Consider the following 23,505-nt stretch of genomic DNA (forward strand, 5'->3'; position numbering starts at 1 on the left):
GCGCATGACCATCAACAAAATCCTTATCGCTAATCGCGGCGAAATCGCGCTACGTATTTTGCGCGCCGCTCGTGAACTTGGTATCGAAACGGTCGCTGTACACAGCACAGCGGATGAAGACGCCATGCACGTGCGGCTGGCCCATGAAGCGATCTGTATCGGCCCTCCTTCTGCCACGGACAGCTACCTGAGCATACCTGCCATTATTTCTGCAGCAGAAATCAGCGGAGCCGATGCCATTCATCCCGGCTATGGCTTTTTGTCCGAAAATGCCAATTTTGCCGAAGTGGTTGAAGCGCACGGGATAAAATGGATTGGCCCCAAACCCGAACATATCAAAGTCATGGGCGATAAGGTCGCGGCTAAAAAAACCGCTGGTGATCTTGGCATTCCGCTCGTCCCCGGTTCTGATGGCGCAGTTAGTGATATAGAGGTCGCTAAACAGGTCGCGGCTGATGTAGGCTATCCGGTCATAATCAAGGCTGCATCAGGCGGCGGCGGACGCGGCATGAAAGTCGTGAACAGCGAGGCCGAGCTGGAAACACAGATGAAGCAGGCCGGAACCGAAGCAAAGGCCGCTTTTGGTGATGCGACCGTCTATATTGAAAAATATCTGGGCGACCCGCGCCATATCGAGTTCCAGGTTTTTGGCGATGGACGGGGCAATGCCATTCATCTTGGCGAGAGGGATTGCTCGCTACAGCGCCGGCACCAGAAAGTATTGGAAGAAGCGCCGTCACCAGTGATTAGCGCAGAGCAGCGCGAACAGATGGGTAAAGTCTGCGTAGATGCCATGAAGGGCATGCAGTACCGCGGCGCTGGCACGATCGAGTTTCTATACGAAAATGGCGAATTTTACTTCATCGAAATGAATACACGCCTTCAGGTCGAGCATCCGGTGACCGAAATGATAACCGGCTTTGATCTGGTCCGTGAGCAAATTCGCATTGCCGATGGCCGCGATCTATCCGTCAAACAAGAGGATCTCGAATTTAAGGGCCACGCGATTGAATGCCGGATCAATGCTGAAAATCCGAAAACATTTGCCCCCTCACCCGGCAAGGTTGTCAGCTATCATGCGCCCGGCGGTATGCATGTTCGCGTCGATAGCGGGCTTTATGCCGGCTATTCGATACCGCCTTATTATGACAGTATGATTGCCAAGCTGATCGTTTATGGCCGGACAAGAGATGGCTGTATGATGCGGCTGGCCCGTGCGCTTGATGAATTTGTCATCGAGGGCGTGGAGACGACCATCCCCCTGCATCAGAAACTGGTTTATGACGAAGGCTTTCAGTCCGGTGAATATACGATCAAATGGCTTGAAGAATGGCTGGACAAGGACGACGAGGCCTAATTCTGTCTGGAAGCCAGTCAATTTATTCATATTAATGCTTCCTTTCCTGAACATTACAGTGCAGTTCAGCTACCGGACAGGGTGACTATTCTATAAGATGTTCCACAGATGCGGCAAACAGAGTCGCTATAGTGAGGAGCAACCCTATGCGACTATTTTATATAACCGGTCTGATGGCGGCCACAGTGCTGACACCAGCAACAGCATCAGCTGCCGAGATCGCGCCAAATATCAACAGAAACAGTGCCATAATAGCTGCGGACTTTACCAATGGTGTCGCGCTACAACGTGATCGGCGTTCCGAACGCCGTGCCAATCGCGGATCACGTGATGCACGGCGCGCTGCGCGAGCCGAGAACCGCAATAACAAAGGCCGGGCTAATATCCGGTCACGCGGTGACTATATTGAAGCACGACAGCAACGACGCACAGAACGTCAAGCAGAACGACGTGCCGAACGCCGTGCGGAAAGACGTGCCGAGCGCCGCGCTGAGCGACGTGCCGAGCGCCGAGCAGAACGTAGAATGGACCGCCGAACAGAACGTCGCGCACAGCGCCGCGCCAATGCTCGTGGTGATCGTAACCGCGATGGCCGTGTAGACCGCCGTTTTGATCGCAATCGTGACGGTCGCATTGACCGTCGGTTCGACCGTAATAATAACAACCGTGTAGACCGGCGAGTGGACCGCAACCGGGATGGACGGATCGACCGCCGATATCGCGCTGAACGTCGCAATGACTATCGCAGCAAACGCAATTACAGACAATGGAAACGCAATTGGCGCAATGACCGTCGCTATAATTGGAAGAAATACCGTAAAGCAAACCGCCACTATTATCGTCCGGGACGCTATTATTCACCTTATCGGCATCATAATTACCGGCGCTGGAGCATCGGTATCCGCTTGGGATCGGCCTTTTACGGATCACGCTATTGGATAAATGATCCTTGGCGCTATCGTCTGCCGCCCGCTTATGGTGGCTATCGCTGGGTTCGCTATTATGACGATGTGCTGTTGATTGACATATATACTGGCCGCGTAGCCGATGTGATCTACAACTTCTTTTATTAGATTATAGCAAAATGACGGTTTCGTCAGTCAAGGCCCGTAACCATCAGTGGTTGCGGGCCTTGTTTTATATTTCGCTTGAAACAGTTTGCCACTCGTCGCACAGATGAAGAAGGATTAACTGAAAAAGATTCCAGGGGAGAAGAAAATATGATCCGTCATCTGCTTGCTATTACAGCAATGTGCTTTGCGAGCTTTGCGGCTCCCGCCTCGGCTAATAATGAAGCCAATACTCCCTCGGTTACGATGATCAAAGTAGGCAATCTTATCGCTGATCCGGCTCAAGGTGCCAGCGGACCAGCTACAATTATCGTTCAAGACGGTAAAATTATTGACGTTCGCTCAGGCTCCAACGTCCCGTCTGCTCCGGATAATCATGTCACCATTGTTGATATGTCTGACAAGACCGTGATGCCCGGCCTCATTGATCTTCACGTTCACCTGACCGGGGACCCCGGCGGAGATTTCTGGAAGAGGACCACTCAGCCAACCGAATGGGGCGTTGTTGTTGGTGCTAAAAATGCACTACTGACGGCCAAGGCTGGTTTCACCACCGTTCGCGAAGCAGGGTCTTCGCAATATTCAGCATTTTCTCTGCGTAAAGGAACCGCTGAGGGCCTTGTCCCGGGACCGCGCATTATCGCTGCCGGGCCAGCATTGGCCATAGTCGGCGGTCATGGCGACACCACCGGCTTTACAGAAGATATTAACGACGCTCTTTCCAGCGGGTATAGCTGCACTGGCGCGGTCGAATGCGCTGAAAAAGTACGCAAGGCCTCTCGCGCCGGCTCCGACATTATCAAAATCACTGCAACCGGCGGCGTGCTGTCACAACAAGGTCGCGGGCTGGAAGCGCATTTCACAGATGCCGAGATGACATCTATTGCCGATACCGCCCATTCGCTTGGCCTGAAAGTCATGGCCCATGCCCATGGCGCACGCGGCATTGAAGCAGCGGCACGCGCGGGCATTGACACAATCGACCATGGTACATTTGCCGATGAGGCGGCGCTAAAAGCGATGAAAGAAAACGGCGCGGCTCTGGTTCCTACACTAATGGCGTTTCAAGGGGTCAGCGAAGGGCTGGGCAAAGGAATATATACGCCCGTCGTCGAGAATAAAATACGCGAGACATTGGGCAGAGTCGGCAAAGCTGTAACCATGGCAAAGAAAATGGGCGTGCCGGTTGCTTTTGGTACAGATGCCGGTGTGTTTGACCATGGCCGCAATGCCGAGGAGTTTGCGCTGATGGTCAGTCACGGGCTGACAGCCCGCGAAGCGGTCGCCAGCGCTACCACCCTTGCTGCCAAAATACTGGGCATGGAAGGGCAGATCGGGCGCATCGCCAACGGTTATTCTGCTGATCTGATTGCTTTTGACGGAAACCCGCTTGAAGATGTAACTGTGCTGGAAAATATTGACTGGGTCATGGTACGCGGGCGGGTAATTGATTGAGGATATAAATGAACGCCCCTGCACAAAAGGCTACAGGAACTACGGATATAAAAACCAAGGCGACGCGCAATAATAGCCCGAAGCGTCTAGCCGAGATTACCCGCCTGGTTACAGACAAGTTAAATGCCCATCCGCAAGTGCAGTGGCTGGAAAGTCCGCACGCGCAACTATTTGTGCATCAGAATTTCCTGAATGATCAGGATTGTGATTTGCTGATCAATATGATCAATGCAGAGGCCACACCTTCAAGTCTCTATTCCGGTACCGAAAGGGAAGGATTTCGCACCAGCTATAGCTGTAATGTCAGCGCCCATGACAAGGATATACAGCGCATTGAGCAATCTATCTGCGATCTGATGGGGCTGGAAAATTCACATAGTGAGATTCTTCAGGGGCAACGCTATGAAGTCGGACAGGAGTTTCAGGCTCACCATGACTTTTTCCATGAGTCAGAGGATTATTGGACGCGGATTGAAGCGAATAATGGCGGGCAGCGCAGCTGGACAGCCATGGCTTATCTCAACGAACCGGAAGAAGGCGGCGCGACAGCTTTTCCGCAGCTTGAATATCAGGTCGAACCACGCAAGGGCATGCTTTTGATGTGGAATAATATGGGGTTGGACGGAAGGCCAAACCTGAACACGATTCATGCAGGGATGCCGGTTATTAAAGGTACGAAATATATCATTACCAAATGGTTCCGGCTCAACCGATGGAAAGGCCGTTGGTCCCAGTGATAGTTTGATCTTGATCGGTCGTTTCTATCTAATGGCCGGTAACAAGGACCATGGATTAAGTGGGTCACTGACCAACCACCGTCTTTTTTCGATGAACAACATCTGCGATCGTTGCGGGTGAAACCATGCCGTGTCATAGATAACAGCATAATATAAACGAGGGGCCCCTTCATGCTAAACAGAACTTTTAGACTGCTTGCCAGCACTGGCATAATTGGCGTCAGCTTTCTTGCCATTGTTTCGGATGCAAATGCCCATGGCTTGTCCATAGCCAGCAAATCCACCAGCACACAGCAAGCCGCCGCCACGCCAGCGATGACCGAGAGCGAGAAGTTAAAGGCTTTGTTCGCACAGAGTGATGAAGATAGTCTGAGACGCAATCCTGTCAGCGCCCTGTTCCGCGGTGATGAACGTTATGCTGACCAATTGGGCGATTATATATCCGACGAATATTTCGCTGCCGAACTTGCAGCAGAGGAGAAAGAACTGGCGGCGTTGAAGGCCATTGATCGCAGCAAACTCGCCCTGACCGACAAGATTGCTTATGATGTATTCTTGCGTGACAAGACGCAAGCTATCCATGGTTTGTCACCCGAGATAATGGACCTGACCGTTGTTCGCCCCCTTAACCATTTCAGCGGCTTTCACACCTTTTACCCGACTTTTGCATCTGGCAAAGGCGCTGCGCCCTTCAAAACCGTCAAAAATTATGACGACAACCTGAAACGCCATGCCGAATTTATCACGCTGATAAACCGTTCGATTGACCGGTTTCGGCAGGGTATGGATAGCGGTGTTGTCGAAACCAGACTGACGACCGGCAATGTTATAGAGCAATTAGCCACGCAAATCGGGCTAGGTTTGGAGAAAAGCCCTTTCATGGCACCGACACAGGCGTTTCCGGACAATTTCAGCGAAGCTGACAAGGCACGTCTGACGGCCGAATATAAAGAAATGACGAAGAACATCTTTGCAGCTTATCAAGCCTTGCATGATTTTCTGAAAAACGAATATCTTCCAGTGGCACGCGAAGGTGTTGGCCTGTCCTATATGAAGGGCGGCGATATATTATATAAGCATCTGATCGAAAAAACGACGACGCTACCTCTGGATGCGGACACTATCCATAACCTTGGTCTTGGCGAAGTCGCCCGGATCAAAACCGAAATGGAGGCGATCAAGGACGAAGTGAATTTTGCTGGGTCTTTGTCTGATTTCTTCACCTATTTACGGACCGATCCCAAATTTGACCCGGAATCTCGCGAGGCACTAACCCAGCGCTATTATGATATCGGGAAAAAAGTTGATGAACTTATCTCTACTCAATTCAAGGTACTGCCCAAATCTCCCTTGGAAATCCGCCCCTATGATGAATCGATCGAGAAGTTTCAGGCCGGTGGCTCCTATCAAAGCGGAACCCCCGATGGCTCCCGCCCCGGAGTATTTTACTTTAACGCTTACGATCTGCCCTCACGCAATACATATGGTATAAACACGCTATATCTGCATGAAGGTGCACCGGGCCACCATTTCCAGATTTCACTGGCACAGGAAAATGAGAGCCTGCCCAATTTCATGCGCTTTGGCGGCAACACCGCCTTTGTCGAAGGCTGGGCGCTTTATGCGGAAAAACTGGGTTTTCCGATGGGGCTGTTCAGCGACCCTTATCAGCGGTTCGGCCATCTGGATGATGAAATGCTTCGCGCCATGAGACTGGTGGTTGATACAGGCTTACATAGCAAAGGTTGGACCCGCGAACAGGCGATCCAATATATGCTCGACAACTCCAGCATGGGCGAAACAGATGCTACCGCCGAAGTCGAGCGCTATATCGCTATCCCGTCACAGGCACTGGCTTATAAAATTGGCGCCCTGACTATACAGAGGTTAAAGAAAAAAGCACAGGACAGCCTTGGCGACAAATTTGACCCACGTGAATTTCATCAGCAAATCCTTGGCACTGGCGCATTGCCGATGACGGTGCTGGAAAAAAAGATCAACGACTGGATTGCTACACAGGTCTGAACGCATGAATGATCCGGCCACCGCATGACGTTGGCCGGAATCACATGCCCGTTCATTCATGCAATAGCACCCTATGGTTAACTGCTATTATGTAAACTGTCCAAAAATTGGAAAAACAGGTTCAATTCATCCGATCCTGAGGGCAGAACAGCCTTCTTAACCTTCATCTCCGATTCCAGATCCTATAGGTAAAATCTCGTAAAGAGCCAGCTTGAAGCTGGCTTTGCGCTCTTTTTAAGAACGCTTGAGCGAGCCAAAATAGTAACGGTCGTTACCAGGCATTAACACTTTTTTAACTTTTTAGTTTAATAAAGGTTAACGCAATCAAACAAGTGGGGCATACTTTATTTGACTGGTTAATAGCAGAATATGACACGAGCTTATTCCCCCGAAGCAAACCTGTCCGCCACGGAGCGATCTGTTTTAGGATCGCTCAACAAAGTCTGGCCTTCCGCGACCATCATGACCCCGACCAGCCTAGGAACAAATGATACTGTCGATAATCCGCTATTATTTGTGGATGCTGTTCAGACGTTAAGCGACAATGGCATGCTTCTATATGAAGCATTTCTGACCGGCCAGGCTTCTGGCCCCCGCTTTCTTGACACAATGATCACAGCTCGCGGAAAGGCCGCATTGAACGCCGTAGAGTCCGGCGCCTGAAGTTTATCGGTTCTGTAGCAAGCTGGCCCTTCGACAAAGATTGCCTGATTTTAACCAGAAATATTAACAGCTATCGGCGTGAATGACTGCAGCTGCCAATGCGGTTACATGCTTCAACAAGGATAATTCACCCGCGCTAAAATCTCGGGCTTCATCACCCGCGCAGGCAACCATGCCAACGGTTCCGCCATCGCTGTTGCGGAGTGGCATCGAAGCGTAAAGACCAAGAGATTGAGTCATCGCACTACGCGGGCTGCCCAATTGTTTAATATCAATATCCGGGTTGTTCGCGGCCCATTTTTTATCGCAGGACACAGCCATATGTGCGACATCATCAGTGTCTTCGCAATTTCCGTTATATATAGTGATTGTCGCTACCGGCGTCGCAAGCAGCCTCGCCGCCATATTGGCGAGAAGTTCCAAATCCTGTTCTACTGTAATATCTGTATTCATTTGCGAATTGGAGCCTTTGATTTCAGACCGGTCTATGGCGAAACCCTAAATAATTTATTAACCATGGATGAACAGTTCTTAACGAAAACTTCCTTAGTCTCCAAACAACTATATGTATAATAATCTAAAGCACCTGTAATATAACGAATTTTTAAGTCCATTCCCTTTTATTATTGCTGTGTTTATGTTGAGCGAATGATGAATCAGTTAATGAAAACAGCCTTAGCGATACTCGATTCGCTCATTGCATTTGATACAATTTCACGGAACAGCAATCTGGACTTTATAAACTGGGTTGAAGATTATCTGTCGCAATATGGCATTAGCTCCACTCGCGTCAGTAGTGCTGATGGGGCCAAAGCTAATCTATACGCCACCATCGGTCCCGATGTCGCCGGAGGGATCATCCTATCGGGTCATAGCGATGTCGTGCCGGTTGACGGGCAGGACTGGGCCAGCGATCCATTCATATTAACCGAACGGGGTGATCTGCTTCACGGGCGGGGGACATGCGATATGAAGGGGTTTATCGCCCTTGCTCTCGCTGCGGTTCCAATGCTGAAAAATGGCAAAAGGCCCGTTCATCTGGCGATCAGCTATGATGAGGAGGTTGGTTGTCTGGGTGCACCCGCAATGATTGAAGAGATTGCCGCGTCACTCCCGAAACCGGCTTTGGCAATTATCGGTGAGCCCACAATGATGAAACCCGTCACCGGGCATAAGGGCATTTGCGTCCATGAGGTGGAAGTGCTGGGCCATGAAGCACACAGCAGCCTGACCCATCTTGGGGTTTCCGCCAATATGATTGCGATTGAGCTGATGCATGACCTTGCCGAACTGGCGCGCGAGCTTTGGGATCAAGCCGATCCCGACTCTCCGTTCATTCCGCCGCATGCAACCCTGACGATCGGCAAGATGGAGGGCGGAACGGCGGCCAACATATTAGCACGCCGCGCTCATTTTATTTTCGATTTGCGCTGTCCCCCCGGTATCGATCCGGGCATTATCTTGAAACCGTTCAAAGAGAAAGCGGCTGTACTTGACGCGCAGCTAAAAGACGCTTTCCCTGATACAGGAGTGCGTGTGACACAACTTTCCAACGCTCCGCCACTTACCCAGTCCGGCTCGAGCGAAGCAGAAGCATTTGTCCGTAAATTGACCGGGGACAACACCCCCGCCGGTGTCGTATCCTATGCGGCTGAAGCGGGACAATTCCGGCAAGCGGGTTTCCCGACCGTTATTTGCGGGCCGGGGTCAATTGAACAAGCGCACCAGCCAAATGAATATATCAGCATGGACCAGTTTTCCCGCGGTGCTGATTTCATGTCGAAACTGATCACGGAGCTAGAGCAGCCCTAAATAAATATGGGCCTGATGGGTCGATAGCCATCTGATTCGCCACCATAGACAAAGAAAAACGCTCACAAGCAATTAAATAGAAACGCACGTTCAAATATGACGCTACGGAATGTGCGGACCACCGAAAAACGCGTAGAAAGTTAGCTTTTTCGCGGGAATTGGGCTATTATAAGGATTATGTCAGCCGTTAAAGCAGCCCGCCCCACAGATGTTTTCACGCCCGATAATTGGGCGAAGCTCACCACTATCTCCAGATGGCGCGGACCATGGTTGATCGTTCATGCGTGGATCGTGATTATCGCGGCTATCGCACTGGCGCTATGGGCTGCTCATCCGCTGGCGTGGATCGCGGCGATCATTCTGGTTGGCAGCCGGCAACTCGGTCTTGCTATATTGATGCATGACGCAGCGCACGGCTTGCTCCACCCGCGCCGCAAAGTGAATAATTTCCTTGGTCAATGGGCAAGTGGCATTTTTACGGGTAGCGATTTGCAGGCTTATCGCGCCTATCATCTGATCCATCATCGCTATACGCAACAGCCGGAGGATCCGGACCTAAGATTATCGAAGCCCTTCCCGACCAGCAAAGCCAGCATGGCGCGTAAAATATTGCGCGATTTGAGCGGATTGACCTTCCTAAAACAGCGTGGCGGGCAATTATTGACTATGCTGTCAGCGATGCGTCTTATCATCATGAGCGGCGGCAAGGTGCTGTCCGGTTATGATAGCAAGGCTGGCCGACCGGAAGCGGGCTTAACGGGCGAGGCGGTCGATCCGAAAAAACAGAGCGAGGCACAGACCCTCTTCATCGGTAAAGTCACAGCGCAATTCATCATGGCACAGCTCGCATTGCTGGGGCTGTCCTATCTCAGCGGCTTTGGCGCCCTGCCTTTTCTGATCTGGTTCATCGCACTGGCGACGACATTCCAATTGTTCCTGCGTATCCGCAATATTGCGGAACATGCCTGCACCACTACGGGTAGCGAAGATCCGTTCACCCATGCCCGCACCACTTATGCAAACTGGCTGGAGCGCGCCACCATCGCTCCTTATTGGGTCAATTATCACAGTGAGCATCACCTGTTCATGGGCGTGCCATGTTATAAACTGCCCAAAGCAAATGCACTTTTAATTGCCAAGGGCATGGATAAACGGATGACAATTGCCAGCGGATATTGGGCCGTAATGAAACAGGTCACCGCTCAACCTGACTGATATGTCCGTGATTTTAAGGCTTTCATCCATGCATGAAACGATGGGCTACGCGATCTTTTCGGGCGCTTGCCGGATCAAACACCTCTCCATTCATCGCAATATATACGCCGTGCGGCAATGTCTGGGTCGCGGCCAAGGCAAAGCCGATGTTAAATTCTGCATCACTTTTGCGTAAAGTCGCAGGCTGCATAGCGCCGGTCAGCACAATGGTTTTTCCGGCAATATCGCCAAGTTTCTGCGCTGTCTCCACCATCGTATCCGTGCCGTGAGTCACCAGCACCTTGTCCGCATCGCTTCCGGCCACTGCGTCATGGACTGCCTGCCGGTCGGCATCGGTTAGATCCAGGCTGTCTTTACGCATCAACTGTCGCACGCGGTGCGGCGCAAAAACATTATTTTCCGCCAATATGTCGGGTAGCGTTGTCGGTCCGATATGATATTCCGACAAAGCGTCGAAATACACTTTGTCTATCGTGCCGCCCGTGGTGAAAATTTCAATCACGCAAGCGCCTCTGCAATCAGTTTGCGGGTATTCTCTACGCCGTAAAGCGCAATGAAGCTACCCATGCGCGGCCCTTGCGAGCTACCCAGCAAGGTTTCATAAAGCGCCTTGAACCAGTCACGCAGATTGTCAAAACCGCCTTCCTTGCCGATTGAATAAACAATCGTCTGAATATCTTCTGCCTGAGCTTCATCCGGTAAAGCGCCCAGCTCTCTGTCAAGCCGTTCCAGCGCCGCTACCTCGACCCCTTCGGGTTTGCGGCGGCTTAGTGTGGGTGCGATAAAATCCTTGTGATAGGCCATCGCATTGCCGATCAGCTCATCCAGATCGGGATATTTTTCTGCCGTTGCATCGGGTGCATATTGACGCAAATAGCCCCATATCTGATCCCGGTCCGCATCGCCCATCACCCCGACGAGATTAAGCAATAACCCGAATGTCACCGGAATGGTATCGGCTGGCACATCACCATTATGAACATGATGCACGGCGTTTCCGAGCCGTTTTTCCGGTGTCTGGTCATGCCAGTTAGCCCGGAACTGGAAATATTCATCCACGGCTTTGGGGATCACACCCATGTGGAGCTGTTTGGCGGATTTGGGTTCACGAAAGATATAGAAGGCCAGACTGTTTTCCGAGCCATAGCGCAACCATTCCTCGATGCTTAAACCATTGCCTTTGGACTTGGAGATTTTCTCTCCCTTGGCATCCAGGAATAATTCGTAAATCAGGCCTTCCGGCTTGCGCGCGCCCAGGACTTTGGCGATTTTTCCCGATACAATACCGCTATCGGTCAAATCCTTGCCATACATTTCATAATCGACGCCTAATGCGGTCCAGCGCATCGCCCAGTCCACTTTCCATTGCAGCTTGGCGCCACCGGATAATATGTTCTGTTCGATCATATCGCCGTCATCTTCAAATCTGACTATCCCGGCTTCCGCGTCGATCACCTCGACCGGCACTTGCAGGACATGGCCAGTTTTCGGACTGATCGGTAGCACTGGAGAATAGGTCGCCTGCCGCTCCTTGCCCAATGTCGGCAGCATGATGTCCATTATCTGGTCATAGCGTTGAAGCACCAGCTTCAACGTCGGGTCAAAGAGGCCGGACGTATATTGGTCGGTCGATGACATAAATTCATAATCAAACCCGAAACGGTCAAGAAATTCCCGCAACATCGCATTATTATGCGCTGCAAAACTCTCATATTTCCCGAACGGGTCCGGTACTTTTGTTAGCGGTTTGTGCAAATGCTCCGCCAGCATATCCTGATTGGGAACATTGGTTGGCACCTTGCGGAATCCGTCCATATCATCGGAAAACGCTATTAAACGGGTCGGATTTCCTGTCAGGGTTTCATACGCATGGCGGACCATGGTGGTGCGTAGCACTTCGTTAAACGTGCCAATATGCGGCAGGCCGGATGGGCCATAGCCGGTTTCAAACAGCATCGGTTGAATTTCACCGTCCGGGCCGGTTTTGGGCGCAGGCGCACCGCGCTCTCCGCGATAGCGTTTGAGCAATTTGCGGGCTTCTTCAAATGGCCATGCTTTGGATTGCTGTGCTGCTTCACGATAATCGGTCACGATATGATAGTCCTGTTAAATGGGTGCCAGTAAATAGGCTATGGGCAATTTCTTGGCGTTTCTTTTGCCTGAACCTGCGCTAATAGTAGCATTAGCGTCTATAGCAAGTTAGCACAGGACAAAAGCAGGAGATTTTTAATGGGTGCATTGATCGCAGGCGTGTTACTCTGGAGCATCGTTCACTTGACCAAATCCGTTGCCCCGGAATTCAGGGAGAGCCTTCAAAGCAAGCTGGGTAAAGGGCCGCACAGGGGATTGGTTGCATTGCTGATTATCGCAGCGGTTGCCCTGATGATCTATGGATGGCGCACGGCGCAATTTGAATTCGTCTATGATCCACCGACTTGGGGCCGTCATTTGAATATGTTGTTTATGGTCTTTGCAATCTTGCTGTTCGGAGCTGCGCAAGGCAAATCACAGATCAGACAATGGATCCGTCACCCGATGCTGACCGGTATGCTGGTCTGGGCTGGCGGACATTTGCTTGCCAATGGTGACAGCCGTTCGGTGGTTTTATTCGGCGGTCTGGGCCTGTGGGCACTGATTTCGATTTTCACGGTGTCACGCAATGAAGGGGCTTGGGTAAAACCAACAGAGACCGCCAGTGTCGGGCGAGAAATACTGGGCTTTATTATCGCGCTGGTTCTTTATGGCGTCTTGTTCATGACGCACCTCTATTATACCGGCATGCCGCTGGTGGGTGGATAAGTTTTTTGAAGAGATATTGAACAATAGTTTGACCCAACCGGCCTCGCCCACCCCTGCGCTTCCTTATCCCGCACTGCATGCCAGCCATAGCGGTATCTGGCTGTGCGGTAGCGATGGCGTGAGTCGTGCCATTGGCAAGGGAGAGGCTATTGGCTGTGTTGCCGAAACTCCGCATATCCTTCTCAATGCACCGCTCATGGGTCAGCGGCTTGGCTATCCTGACCTGTCCGGACTTGATCTGCTGGAGCTATTTGCGTTCATTCATCCGGCACAATTTGTCGTGCCGACACCAGTAGGGCTGGCCAAAGTGCTAGGACTGGAACCGCCGGAACGCGAAGCGGATATTGCGGCCTTCTATCGTCTGGCAGCAAGCCATCTGCTAGCCGGATTACAGGCCGGGCACTGGCCAGAACGCGAAGGCGCATGGAGCAGCGCACAGGCGCTCTACCGGCTGCGCTGGCCATGGGCGGGAGAGGTGTCAAAACGGCTTAAAAAACCGGATGAAAAGGAACGCTGGCTGTTTTCCAAACTCGAAGAATGGGAAGAGGAAACTCCTCGCCCGGCCCCGCGCACCGTAACGATGGATGAAAACGCGACCCTGGCTCAGCTAGGGAAGCTGACCGGCGAAGGATCAGAGGAACGTGCGGGCCAGAAACGCTATGCCGCCGCGGTTTCCGGAATCTTTAGTCCGCGCCGCGTTAAAGGCACGCCCAATATGCTACTTGCCGAAGCAGGTACAGGTATTGGCAAGACATTGGGCTATCTTGCCCCCGCATCCCTTTGGTCGGCAAAAGCGGAGGGCGCGGTCTGGATCTCCACTTTTACCAAGGCTTTGCAACGTCAACTCGACCGCGAAACCCGGCGAATTTATCCGGACGAAGAAACCTTCCGTAAAAAAGTTGTCGTTCGCAAAGGCCGCGAAAATTATTTGTGCCTGCTCAATCTGGAAGATGCTTTGCAAGGCGGGTTTACCGGGCGCGCAGCAATATTGGCGCATCTGGTTGCGCGCTGGGCGGTCTATTCAAAAGATGGCGATATGATTGGCGGCGACCTGCCCGGCTGGCTACCGACCCTGTTCCGCCGCAATGGCGCCACCGCCCTGACCGACCGGCGGGGTGAATGTGTCTATGCCGGCTGCCCCCATTACCGCAAATGTTTCATCGAGAAATCGGCCCGCGCCAGCCAGCAAGCCGATATTGTCATCGCCAATCACGCACTGGTCATGGTCAATGCGGCCAGAGGGACTTTAGGGCGTGAGCAAAACGCCCCGACGCGTCTGATTTTTGACGAAGGCCATCATCTGTTCGATGCCGCGGATTCAATGTTTGCAACGCGTCTGTCGGGACAGGAAGCCATTGAGATACGCCGCTGGGTCATCGGACCGGAAAGCCGCAACCGTGGACGGCGACGCGGTCTTGCTGCCCGGCTAGCCGATCTTGCTTCTTATGATGATGAAGGCGGGCGCGCGATTGAAAGCGCTCGCCATGCCGCCGAAGCCATGCCGGGCGACGGCTGGTTACAACGATTGGCTGAAAGCGAACCATCTGGCCCGATCGAAGCCTTGCTGGGTGAAGTCCGTCACGTGGTTTTTGCCCGTGACGAGAGCCAGAGCGCCGATGCCGGTTACGGGCTGGAAACCGAACTTACAGCCATCGAAGGACCGATGATTGATGCTGTTGCTGGTGCCGCAGGAGCAATTGATGCCCTGCTCAAACCTTTGGTCCGGTTGGGTAAACGGATCGAGCATCTGATTGAGGAAAGCCCGGACTGGATGGATGGGCCCGCCCGTGCTCGAATGGAAGGGGCGCTCTCCAGCCTTGGCTGGCGCTGCGATACATTGTCCGGCTGGCTTGCCCTGTTGTCGCGCATTGGCGGCCCTGCTGACCCTGATTTTGTTGACTGGATGATGATTGAACGTTTCGAGGGCCGCGAATATGATATCGGTATCTGCCGTCACTGGCTTGACCCGACCATTCCGGTTACCGAAGTCGTCACCAAGCCAGCGCACGGCCTGATGATTACATCGGCCACACTTAAAGGTGGCGGTGACTGGGAAACGGCAAGGGCGCGAAGCGGGGCGGTGCACCTGAACCAGGCCGTGCAGGAATTTGAAGTGCCCAGTCCGTTCAACTATGCGAAACAGGCCAAGGTCATTATCGTCACCGATATAAAGCGCGGCGATATGGCCGCTCTGGCCGGGGCTTATGCCCGGTTGATTGAAGCATCGGGCGGCGGCACGCTGGGCCTGTTTACTGCTATCCGGCGGCTGCGAACCGTTTATGCACGGATTGCCGACCGCATGGCGCAAAATGGCTTGCCAATTTATGCCCAGCATGTGGACCCCATTGATACAGGGACGCTGGTCGATATTTTCCGTGATGATCCCAAGGCCAGCCTGCTCGGCACCGATGCTTTGCGCGACGGAGTTGATGTGCCGGGAAACAGCCTGCGTCTGGTGGTGATGGAATCAGTGCCTTGGCCGCGGCCCAATATATTGCACAAGGCCCGGCGGCTGGCGGGCGGGGGTAGCGCCTATGATGACAGGATCATCCGCGCCCGGCTGGCACAGGCGTTTGGCCGGATCATCCGCCGCGCTGACGATCATGGTCATTTCATCATTCTGTCATCTGCCTTTCCATCCCGGCTGCTATCCGCTTTTCCGGATGGGACACCGGTTGAAAGAATGCCATTGGACCGCGCCTTGGCAGAGATAAAAGAAGCAAAATCCAAAACTGTGCAATACGGTCTTTCCCCTGACACATCTTTCGGGCATGACTCCGCGCAAGGATCAAGCATATGATATAAATCAGGCGGTATATGAAGAAACTGACACTTTTGCGGCATGCCAAATCCAGTTGGGATGATCCCGTCACACGTGATTTTGACCGACCCCTAAATGAAAAGGGTAAGCGCGCTGCCGTTGTTATGGGCAAGTTCGTCAATCGCAACGCCATCACCTTTGACCAAGTGCTCGCTTCACCCGCTCTGCGCGTTATCGAAACGCTCGAACATTTTGAAGACGCCAGCGGCCTTGCATTCGAACCGCAATGGGATCGCAAAATCTATCTGGCTTCGTCGGTCACATTGATGGACGTACTGCGCGGCGCAGACCCGCAAGCAGGCCATGTGTTAATGGTTGGCCATAACCCCGGGCTTGAAGATCTGATATTTGACCTTGTTCCCCATGAAAATCCATCCGAAGAACGCAGCGCGGTAGAAATCAAATATCCGACAGCGTCACTGGCGGAGCTAACCCTGAATATTGACAATTGGACAGACATTAAAGACGGCTGCGCCACATTCAACCGCTTCACCCGCCCACGCGACCTCGACCCGGAATTGGGACCGGACCATATCTAGCTTTTCATAGAATAGCGGCGCGCTATAATCACCAAAGACGGGCGCCCAAATCATTGGCGCCGACATATAGCCGGCACCAATGTTATTATTTCACACAATTATTTTACGACGGCATGGCGCTTGCGTCCCACCGAAAGACGTAATGGCAAAGAGCTTTCGGCAATAGTCGCCTGATCCTCATCCATGACAGCGCCGTCAATACGCACACTACGCGCTGCGATAGCACGCCGTGCTTCGCCCTTGGATTTAGCCAATGTTGTGCGGACAAGCAAATCCACGATTCGCACACCCGAAGCGCGTTCCTCATCCGTCAGCTCGAATGTAGGCAGGCCGTCTGCCGCCTGTCCCCGCTCAAAGGTCTGCCGGGCCGTTTCTTCAGAAGCCCTGGCAGCTTCCACTCCGTGAGCAAGCGCGGTCGCTTCCTTTGCGAGGCGTATCTTTGCCGCATTAAGCTGCGCCCCTTGCAGCCCCTCAAGCTGAAGAATCTCGTCTTCCGGAATATCCGTGAACAGTCGAAGGAACTTGCCTACATCAGCATCATCGACATTGCGCCAGAACTGCCAATAATCATAAGGCGAGAGACGATCCGCGTTCAGCCATACCGCCCCCGATGCCGTCTTGCCCATCTTGGTTCCACTCGCCGTCGTCAAAAGAGGCGCTGTCATACCAAAAACCTTCCGGCCTTCTACGCGGCGGGTCAAATCAATACCATTGACGATATTACCCCATTGATCCGCTCCGCCCATCTGCAACACACAGCCATAGCGGCGGGACAGTTCTAGAAAGTCATAAGCCTGTAAAATCATATAGTTGAATTCAAGGAAGCTCAGATTCTCTTGCCGGTCGAGCCGTGATTTTACGCTGTCGAACGACAGCATGCGGTTAACGGAAAAATGCTGGCCGACGTCACGCAGCATATCAATCCAGCCTATCTGGTCGAGCCAATCGGCATTATTGACCAGTATCGCGTCAGTAGGACCATCACCAAAGACAAGGAAGCGCTCGAAAACCTTTTTAATTCCGGCAATGTTACTGGCGATCTGTTCGTCCGTCAGCATGGGCCGGACCTCTGATCTGAAACTGGGGTCACCAATGCGCGTGGTACCGCCGCCAACCAGCACGATGGGCTTATGCCCTGCCTGTTGTAACCGGCGCAGCGACATGATCGGCAATAAATGTCCTACATGAAGGCTGTCTGCTGTAGCATCGAAACCGACATAAGCTGTTACAATGCCCGTATCGAATGCCTCGTCGACATCTGTGATATTGGTTGCTTGATTGACGTATCCACGCTGTATCAGCATCTGCATGACAGGCGATTTGGCCTGAAACTGCTCAAGCGGGTTCTCATCGAAATTCATTAAATATCTCCTGATTTGCCATCAGGAGAGTGAAAAACATAAGCCGCCTGATGGCGGCTCTTGTTTTACGACATGATCGAAACGCACCGCTCTTTATGAAGAGGGCGCATAATAAAAAGCAGCAATGGGTGCGAGCTTGATCATGCGCACCATGTAGATAGAGATAGCGCGAAGCGCAATGGGCATCACAGGATTATTAGCTATATATCCCCGCGCATCTTATAAAACGGCTGAGAATAATAAGATATCTTGAGAATAAACACATGCTGCATCGACATCCATCGACGCGATAACGGTGATTTTATTTCAAATCTGAAATGGTGCGGTCGAGAAGACTCGAACTTCCACGGGATATTATCCCACAGCGACCTCAACGCTGCGCGTCTACCAATTCCGCCACGACCGCACTGTCATTCGAACCGGGTCATAGACCCTTGGTAGGCGCGTGCCATTAGCAAAGGGTGGATTGGGCCGCAACAGATATTCTTGCTAACAGACATGCGATGCCGCTTATTTTCAAGAGGATTCGTCTTGAAAAGCCTTTATGGCTGATTTTTTCTGCTATTCGCGAGAAATATCGGCCCAACCAACTTCCAACTGGCTGGCAGCTCGTGGCACATCCAGCTTGGCTTCATTAAAATTGGCTTTTGCGCCCGGAGCCAATGTTTTGGTCGGAGCTTTCATCTTCCAGCTATAAACAATCCGCCCACTGGCATCGCGCAGGATGACCAGCATAGGCGGCACAGTCTGTTCCGTGCTGGAGGGATTGATGATCGTCCCGCTCGCAGCAAAATATTCGGTGCCATCCTGTAATGTCCGGCGATCCTGCTTCTGGTTTAGCTCTATTAACAAAGGCGTGTCATCAACCGACGCCATTTGATAGCCGGAAAACCAGTTTGGCATTCCCAAAGCATAAACCGTTCCGCCGATTAGCAGGATCAGACCAGCAAAAACAATAGCGGCAATCGTCCATAATCTCGCGGGATTGCGGCGCGGTTTGAACGGTGGCCCGGGTGAGAAGCTGCTTTCCGGCGCATAAGACGGTGTGACTGCGGATGGTGGCTGTTTTGGCGGACGTACCGGCGGAACGGGCGTGGCCTCGGCCAATGCTTCAGCCATCGGCGGTGCGCCCGTCATAGGCGGCGTTGCGGGGGTATCCGTTTTAGCCGGTGCAGAAGGAGCGGGTTCGGGCGCGGCTGATTCTGGTGGGGCGGGTTCGGGTGGGGCCGCTTCCTGAAACCAGCTATGACGGCATGACGCACAGCGAACTGACCGGCCAGAAGGGCCGATCGCACTATCAGGCACGAGGTAACGTGTCTTACAAGCCGGGCAATTCAAAATCATGATGTCCTTCTAAACACGGCTAACCATGAAACTGCAAGTCCGCTATTCATGCTTTTGGGAGAAGTGTCTTTTTTTCTACGTTCTGATGTTCGCTTGATCGGCTCTAAACTACACGGTAGTTGATTTTGCGCGTTGTAGCGTCTTAATTGACTCCAAATATTATTTCCAACACGATCAAATGATTTGAAAAATATTGATGAATGAAATTGTTCAGTTTGAAAATGTTGGTCTGCGCTATGGTGCGGGCGCGGAAACCTTGTCTGACCTTACATTCACGCTCTATCCGGGTAGCTTCTATTTCCTGACCGGACCGTCCGGCGCAGGCAAGACATCGCTGCTCAAACTATTATATCTGGCTCAACGGCCCAGTCGTGGCTTGATCAGATTATTTGGCGAAGATGCCGTAACCATGTCGCGCGCGCGCCTGCCCGGGTTCCGGCGACGTATTGGCGTGGTGTTTCAGGATTTCCGCCTTGTTCCCCATCTTTCCGCCTTTGACAATATTGCCCTGCCACTGCGCGTTGCCGGAGTGAAGGAAAAGGATTTGACAACCCCCGTTGCCGAAATGCTCGACTGGGTGGGATTGGGCGAGCGTGCGGAAGCCCGTCCAGCTACGCTGTCAGGCGGGGAACAACAGCGCGTCGCCATTGCCCGCGCGGTGATCGGCAGACCGGAGATACTTGTCGCGGATGAACCTACTGGCAATGTCGATCCCGAAATGGCGGTTCGTCTGCTGCAATTATTTGAAGCGTTAAATACATTAGGTACAACAATCGTGGTTGCGACCCATGATATTCACCTGCTTAGCAAGGTAGCCGGTGCCCAGATGATGAAGCTTGAAAAAGGCGGACTGTCCGATCCGACCGGCTCGTTACGCAACCCGCCCTTACCGCGTGACAGGGCATAACGCCTGATGCTCAGCCTGTTTGTCATTCCCGGTCACGATCGCCGGTTGATTCCCGAAGGTCGTCTGTCGGGACCAATGCCATGGGTCATTGCCATCATGATTTTTCTGATGGTGCTAGCTGCGGGTGCGGGCCTGGCTTTTACCGAAGCCGGGAATAATATTTCCGACCAGCTTTCCAGCCGTGCGACGGTTCAGATTATAGAAGCCAATCCCGCTCTTAAAGCACAACAGACCGAGGATACAGCCGCGCGGTTGCGGGGTATGGCATTGATAGACGAAGTTCGTATCTTACCGCCCAAAGAGATTGAGGAATTGATCGCACCATGGCTGGGACAGACGGAAAACCAGACAGGGAACGCGCAAGCAGGCTCTTTACTGGAAGATATACCTCTTCCCTCCCTGATTGATCTGACACTTGTACGTCCGGCGGGTGAGGATGAACTGGAACAGCTACGCGCCGCGATCAGGCCGTTTTCGGCGAATGCGCGGGTAGAGCCAAGCAGCGGCCTTATTGCGCCGGTCATAGGACTGGTAAAATCATTACAGTGGATTGCCTTTGGTCTGGTGGCTTTACTGGCGATGGCAACATCAGCGGCGGTGATTATTTCTGCCCGTTCCGCACTGAACACGCATAAGGAAACCATCAGCGTTATTCATTTGCTCGGCGGAACCGATGGACAAATCAGCCGCCTGTTCCAACGCCGGATCGCGCTTGATGCGTTGCTTGGCGGTATATTGGGGCTATTGTGCGGCGCGGCGATCATATTGCTGCTGGGGATGCAGCTTTCGGCACTGGGGTCCGGGCTGGTGCAATCGCTCCGGCTATCGTGGTTTAGCTGGTTGATTATCGCTGTCATTCCGATATTGGGGATGCTTCTTGCAATGGTGACTGCGCGAATGACGGTCATGGGCGCGCTTAAGAAAATATTGTAGTCACATTTTATGATCCTGCGTTCTTTCAGTTTTCTTTTGCTCCTTTGGATAATCGGTTTCGCCTGGTTTGCCATAGATTTGCCGCGTCCGGCCTCCGATGATGTGCAAACCGATTCGGTAGTGGTGCTGACCGGCGGAGCCAAACGGATCGACCGCGGGCTTGAGCTTCTGGAAGCTAAAAAGGCCCAATATCTTTTAATATCCGGCGTTGATCGCGATGTGAAACCGCATGAGCTAGCGGTTGAATATGGCCGTTCCGACAGTTTGTTCGAATGTTGCATAGATTTAGGATTCCAATCCGTGGACACCCGTTCCAATGCTCTGGAAACAGCGCGCTGGGCCGCCCGGCGCAAAGATACATCCTTGCGACTGGTCACATCTGACTGGCACATGCGGCGCGCGAAACTGGAACTGGAACGTGCTATACCGCCGGAAATTTCGATCATAGCGGATGCCGTGGCCAGTGCGCCATCGCTTGGCATGCTGTTCAAGGAATATAATAAATATCTGATGCGCCAAGTGGCTGCATTGGCGGGGGTTTAAACATGTTGGCAGCAATCCGGTCGATCATCTTCATTCCGGTGTTTTACGGTGGGTCGACACCGATCATCATATTAGCGTTTCTCGTGGCGCTTTTTTCCGAATCCGGAACCCATTTCATGGGCCGGCTTTGGAGCCGCTACCACTATCTTTGCGCCCGTCTCATTTTGGGTATCCGGGTCAAAATAGAGGGGGAAATACGCAACGAACCCCTGCTGTATGTCTTCAAACATGAAAGCATGTTTGAGACGATTGATCTGCTGCGTATCTTCAAGAAACCTGTAGTTATTGCCAAAAAAGAACTGCTCGTCATTCCGCTTTGGGGCTGGATTGCCAAACGGCACGGGCTTTTGGGCATTGATCGCGATGGCGGCGGCGCAGCGATGCGGCAGATTATCAAACAAGCCAGAAAAGCCGTTGCCCAGGGCCGCCCGATCATTATTTTTGCCGAAGGCAGCCGCGCCCACCATGGCCAGCGGCCAGAATTGCAAACCGGATTTGCCGGCATATACAAGCTTATGGAGCTACCTCTGGTCCCTGTAGCCCTTGATAGCGGGCTAGTCGCCCCGCGTGATACATTTGTCCAGAAAAGCGGTGTGATCACCTATGCTGTGCAAGACGAGATCGAGCCGGGTCTGGGCCGCGACGATATCCGCGACCGCGTTCATGCCGCGATTAACGCCCTTAATGATTAGATGTGATGGTTAGGCGCGATGGTTAGGCGCGACAAACACTCCCCAATCACCCTTGGCTGAGAAACTTCTTCATATTGCGTGCCGCTTGCCGGATGCGTTGTTCATTTTCGACCAGCGCGAGCCTGACATAGCCTTCTCCCTCATCGCCAAAGCCGGGGCCAGGAGCCACCGCAACGCCCGCTTCGGCAATCAACCGCTTTGAAAACTCCATGGCGCCCAGATGCCTGAACTGCTCTGGAATTGGTGCCCATGCAAACATGCTGGCTTCCGGTGCCGGGATGTCCCAGCCCGCACGACCAAAACTTTCGACCATTACATCCCGGCGCTTTTTATAGAGCACACGGTTTTCCTCGATAATATCCTGCGGGCCATTAAGGGCAGCGGTAGCCGCCACCTGAATCGGCGTGAAAGCACCATAATCCAGATAGGATTTGACCCGCGTCAGCGCGCCGATCAATTGCTGGTTGCCAACGGCAAATCCCATACGCCAACCGGGCATGGAATAAGTTTTCGACATGCTGGTAAATTCGACAACACAATCTTTCGCTCCGTCAATCTGTAACATCGACGGGGTCGGCACATCGCCATAATAGATTTCAGCATAGGCAAGATCGCTGATCACCCACAATTTATGTTCAAGTGCAAAATCGACCACCTTTTTATAGAAATCGAGATCGGCAACATAAGCGGTCGGATTGGAAGGATAGCCCATCACCAAAACAGACGGCTTTGGCACGCTATAGCTCATCGCATATTCCAGCCTGGTGAAAAAATCCGGGCCGGGCGCAGCGGGGATAGAGCGGACCGATGCTCCTGCGATGATGAAACCGAAGGTATGGATCGGGTAAGACGGATTGGGCGCCAGAACCACATCACCGGGCGCCGTAATTGCCTGTGCCAGATTGGCCAGCCCTTCTTTTGACCCCAAAGTCACAATGACTTCGCTTTCAGGATCAAGCTCCACGTCAAAACGGCGTTTGTAATAATTGGACTGCGCAAGCCGCAGGCCTTTTATCCCCTTGGACGCGCTATATCGATGCGCCGAGGGATCATTTGCTGTTTCGCACAGCTTGTCGATCACATGCTTTGCGGGTGCACCATCGGGATTGCCCATGCCAAGGTCGATAATATCCTCACCGCGGGCTCGCGCATCGGCCTTCATCGCATTTACTTCAGCAAATACATAAGGCGGCAAACGCTTAATACGGTAAAAATCTTCAGACATGATTATA

The 23,505-nt window shown here is 52.6% G+C and carries 21 protein-coding genes and 1 tRNA gene; 15 read left to right on the forward strand and 7 right to left on the reverse strand.

The features are described 5' to 3' along the window. Nucleotides 1-4: 4 nt before the first annotated feature. The 6 genes from accC (at nucleotide 5) to AB1K62_RS07800 (ending at nucleotide 7,307) form a co-directional block, all read left to right on the forward strand. Nucleotides 5-1,357, forward strand: coding sequence for an acetyl-CoA carboxylase biotin carboxylase subunit (accC, locus tag AB1K62_RS07775; RefSeq protein WP_367002666.1), 1,353 nt, complete (start codon nucleotides 5-7; stop codon nucleotides 1,355-1,357). Between the two features lie 146 nt (nucleotides 1,358-1,503). Continuing rightward, nucleotides 1,504-2,430, forward strand: coding sequence for an RcnB family protein (locus AB1K62_RS07780; RefSeq protein WP_367002668.1), 927 nt, complete (start codon nucleotides 1,504-1,506; stop codon nucleotides 2,428-2,430). Nucleotides 2,431-2,577: 147 nt separating this feature from the next. Then, nucleotides 2,578-3,882 (forward strand): amidohydrolase family protein, encoded by a 1,305-nt coding sequence (locus tag AB1K62_RS07785; protein WP_367002669.1) that lies wholly within the window; start codon nucleotides 2,578-2,580, stop codon nucleotides 3,880-3,882. 8 nt (nucleotides 3,883-3,890) lie between these two features. Continuing rightward, entirely contained in the window at nucleotides 3,891-4,619 is a 729-nt protein-coding gene (locus AB1K62_RS07790; RefSeq protein WP_367002671.1) for a 2OG-Fe(II) oxygenase, read from the forward strand. 171 nt (nucleotides 4,620-4,790) lie between these two features. Then, a complete protein-coding gene (locus tag AB1K62_RS07795) occupies nucleotides 4,791-6,644 on the forward strand; it encodes a DUF885 domain-containing protein (protein ID WP_367002672.1) in 1,854 nt (617 codons plus the stop codon). A gap of 369 nt (nucleotides 6,645-7,013) precedes the next feature. Beyond that, nucleotides 7,014-7,307 (forward strand): hypothetical protein, encoded by a 294-nt coding sequence (locus AB1K62_RS07800; protein ID WP_367002674.1) that lies wholly within the window; start codon nucleotides 7,014-7,016, stop codon nucleotides 7,305-7,307. A gap of 63 nt (nucleotides 7,308-7,370) precedes the next feature. On the opposite strand, the gene AB1K62_RS07805 is transcribed toward AB1K62_RS07800, so the two are convergent. After that, nucleotides 7,371-7,760 (reverse strand): GAF domain-containing protein, encoded by a 390-nt coding sequence (locus AB1K62_RS07805; protein ID WP_367002676.1) that lies wholly within the window; start codon nucleotides 7,758-7,760, stop codon nucleotides 7,371-7,373. A 210-nt stretch (nucleotides 7,761-7,970) separates the two neighbouring features. Here AB1K62_RS07805 and argE point away from each other — a divergent pair, with 210 nt between their 5' ends. Next, nucleotides 7,971-9,119 carry an acetylornithine deacetylase gene (gene argE / locus AB1K62_RS07810; protein ID WP_367002677.1) on the forward strand — a complete coding sequence of 383 codons (1,149 nt, stop codon included), beginning with the start codon at nucleotides 7,971-7,973 and terminating at the stop codon, nucleotides 9,117-9,119. Between the two features lie 177 nt (nucleotides 9,120-9,296). Next, complete coding sequence (locus AB1K62_RS07815) at nucleotides 9,297-10,334, forward strand: fatty acid desaturase family protein (protein WP_367002678.1); 1,038 nt, start codon at nucleotides 9,297-9,299, stop codon at nucleotides 10,332-10,334. A 22-nt stretch (nucleotides 10,335-10,356) separates the two neighbouring features. Here the strand turns inward: AB1K62_RS07815 and AB1K62_RS07820 are convergent, their stop codons facing one another. Both AB1K62_RS07820 and AB1K62_RS07825 read right to left on the reverse strand, forming a co-directional pair. Beyond that, entirely contained in the window at nucleotides 10,357-10,836 is a 480-nt protein-coding gene (locus AB1K62_RS07820) for an asparaginase domain-containing protein (RefSeq protein WP_367002679.1), read from the reverse strand. Then, on the reverse strand, nucleotides 10,833-12,428 hold the full coding sequence (locus AB1K62_RS07825) for a lysine--tRNA ligase (RefSeq protein WP_367002811.1): 1,596 nt from the start codon (nucleotides 12,426-12,428) through the stop codon (nucleotides 10,833-10,835). The genes AB1K62_RS07820 and AB1K62_RS07825 overlap by 4 nt, the downstream gene beginning before the upstream one ends. Nucleotides 12,429-12,563: 135 nt before the next feature. On the opposite strand from AB1K62_RS07825, the gene AB1K62_RS07830 reads away from it, so the two are divergent. From AB1K62_RS07830 to AB1K62_RS07840, 3 genes are read left to right on the forward strand one after another with little or no spacing between them, the layout of a single operon-like run. Beyond that, complete coding sequence (locus tag AB1K62_RS07830; RefSeq protein ID WP_367002681.1) at nucleotides 12,564-13,133, forward strand: NnrU family protein; 570 nt, start codon at nucleotides 12,564-12,566, stop codon at nucleotides 13,131-13,133. A gap of 28 nt (nucleotides 13,134-13,161) precedes the next feature. After that, the gene (locus tag AB1K62_RS07835) at nucleotides 13,162-15,933 is read left to right on the forward strand and encodes an ATP-dependent DNA helicase (RefSeq protein WP_367002812.1); all 2,772 of its coding nucleotides are present in this window, start codon (nucleotides 13,162-13,164) and stop codon (nucleotides 15,931-15,933) included. A gap of 17 nt (nucleotides 15,934-15,950) precedes the next feature. After that, nucleotides 15,951-16,493 (forward strand): histidine phosphatase family protein, encoded by a 543-nt coding sequence (locus AB1K62_RS07840; RefSeq protein ID WP_367002683.1) that lies wholly within the window; start codon nucleotides 15,951-15,953, stop codon nucleotides 16,491-16,493. Nucleotides 16,494-16,591: 98 nt separating this feature from the next. Here AB1K62_RS07840 and tyrS read toward each other — a convergent pair whose 3' ends face one another. From tyrS to AB1K62_RS07855, 3 genes are all read right to left on the reverse strand, one after another. After that, entirely contained in the window at nucleotides 16,592-17,854 is a 1,263-nt protein-coding gene (gene tyrS / locus AB1K62_RS07845; RefSeq protein WP_367002684.1) for a tyrosine--tRNA ligase, read from the reverse strand. 318 nt (nucleotides 17,855-18,172) lie between these two features. Further along, nucleotides 18,173-18,260: transfer RNA gene (locus tag AB1K62_RS07850), tRNA-Leu, on the reverse strand. Between the two features lie 155 nt (nucleotides 18,261-18,415). Beyond that, nucleotides 18,416-19,198, reverse strand: a complete 783-nt coding sequence (locus AB1K62_RS07855) for a zinc-ribbon domain-containing protein (protein ID WP_367002686.1) — start codon at nucleotides 19,196-19,198, stop codon at nucleotides 18,416-18,418. A 196-nt stretch (nucleotides 19,199-19,394) separates the two neighbouring features. On the opposite strand from AB1K62_RS07855, the gene ftsE reads away from it, so the two are divergent. From ftsE to AB1K62_RS07875, 4 genes are read left to right on the forward strand one after another with little or no spacing between them, the layout of a single operon-like run. Beyond that, complete coding sequence (gene ftsE, locus AB1K62_RS07860) at nucleotides 19,395-20,105, forward strand: cell division ATP-binding protein FtsE (RefSeq protein WP_367002688.1); 711 nt, start codon at nucleotides 19,395-19,397, stop codon at nucleotides 20,103-20,105. 6 nt (nucleotides 20,106-20,111) lie between these two features. Next, complete coding sequence (locus tag AB1K62_RS07865; RefSeq protein ID WP_367002690.1) at nucleotides 20,112-21,038, forward strand: cell division protein; 927 nt, start codon at nucleotides 20,112-20,114, stop codon at nucleotides 21,036-21,038. 9 nt (nucleotides 21,039-21,047) lie between these two features. After that, the gene (locus AB1K62_RS07870; protein WP_367002692.1) at nucleotides 21,048-21,581 is read left to right on the forward strand and encodes a YdcF family protein; all 534 of its coding nucleotides are present in this window, start codon (nucleotides 21,048-21,050) and stop codon (nucleotides 21,579-21,581) included. 2 nt (nucleotides 21,582-21,583) lie between these two features. After that, entirely contained in the window at nucleotides 21,584-22,273 is a 690-nt protein-coding gene (locus tag AB1K62_RS07875) for a lysophospholipid acyltransferase family protein (protein ID WP_367002693.1), read from the forward strand. A gap of 46 nt (nucleotides 22,274-22,319) precedes the next feature. Here the strand turns inward: AB1K62_RS07875 and AB1K62_RS07880 are convergent, their stop codons facing one another. Next, a complete protein-coding gene (locus AB1K62_RS07880; protein ID WP_367002695.1) occupies nucleotides 22,320-23,498 on the reverse strand; it encodes an LL-diaminopimelate aminotransferase in 1,179 nt (392 codons plus the stop codon). Nucleotides 23,499-23,505 lie beyond the last annotated feature (7 nt).

The organism is Parasphingorhabdus sp. JC815 (assembly GCF_040717415.1).
GTDB lineage: Bacteria > Pseudomonadota > Alphaproteobacteria > Sphingomonadales > Sphingomonadaceae > Parasphingorhabdus.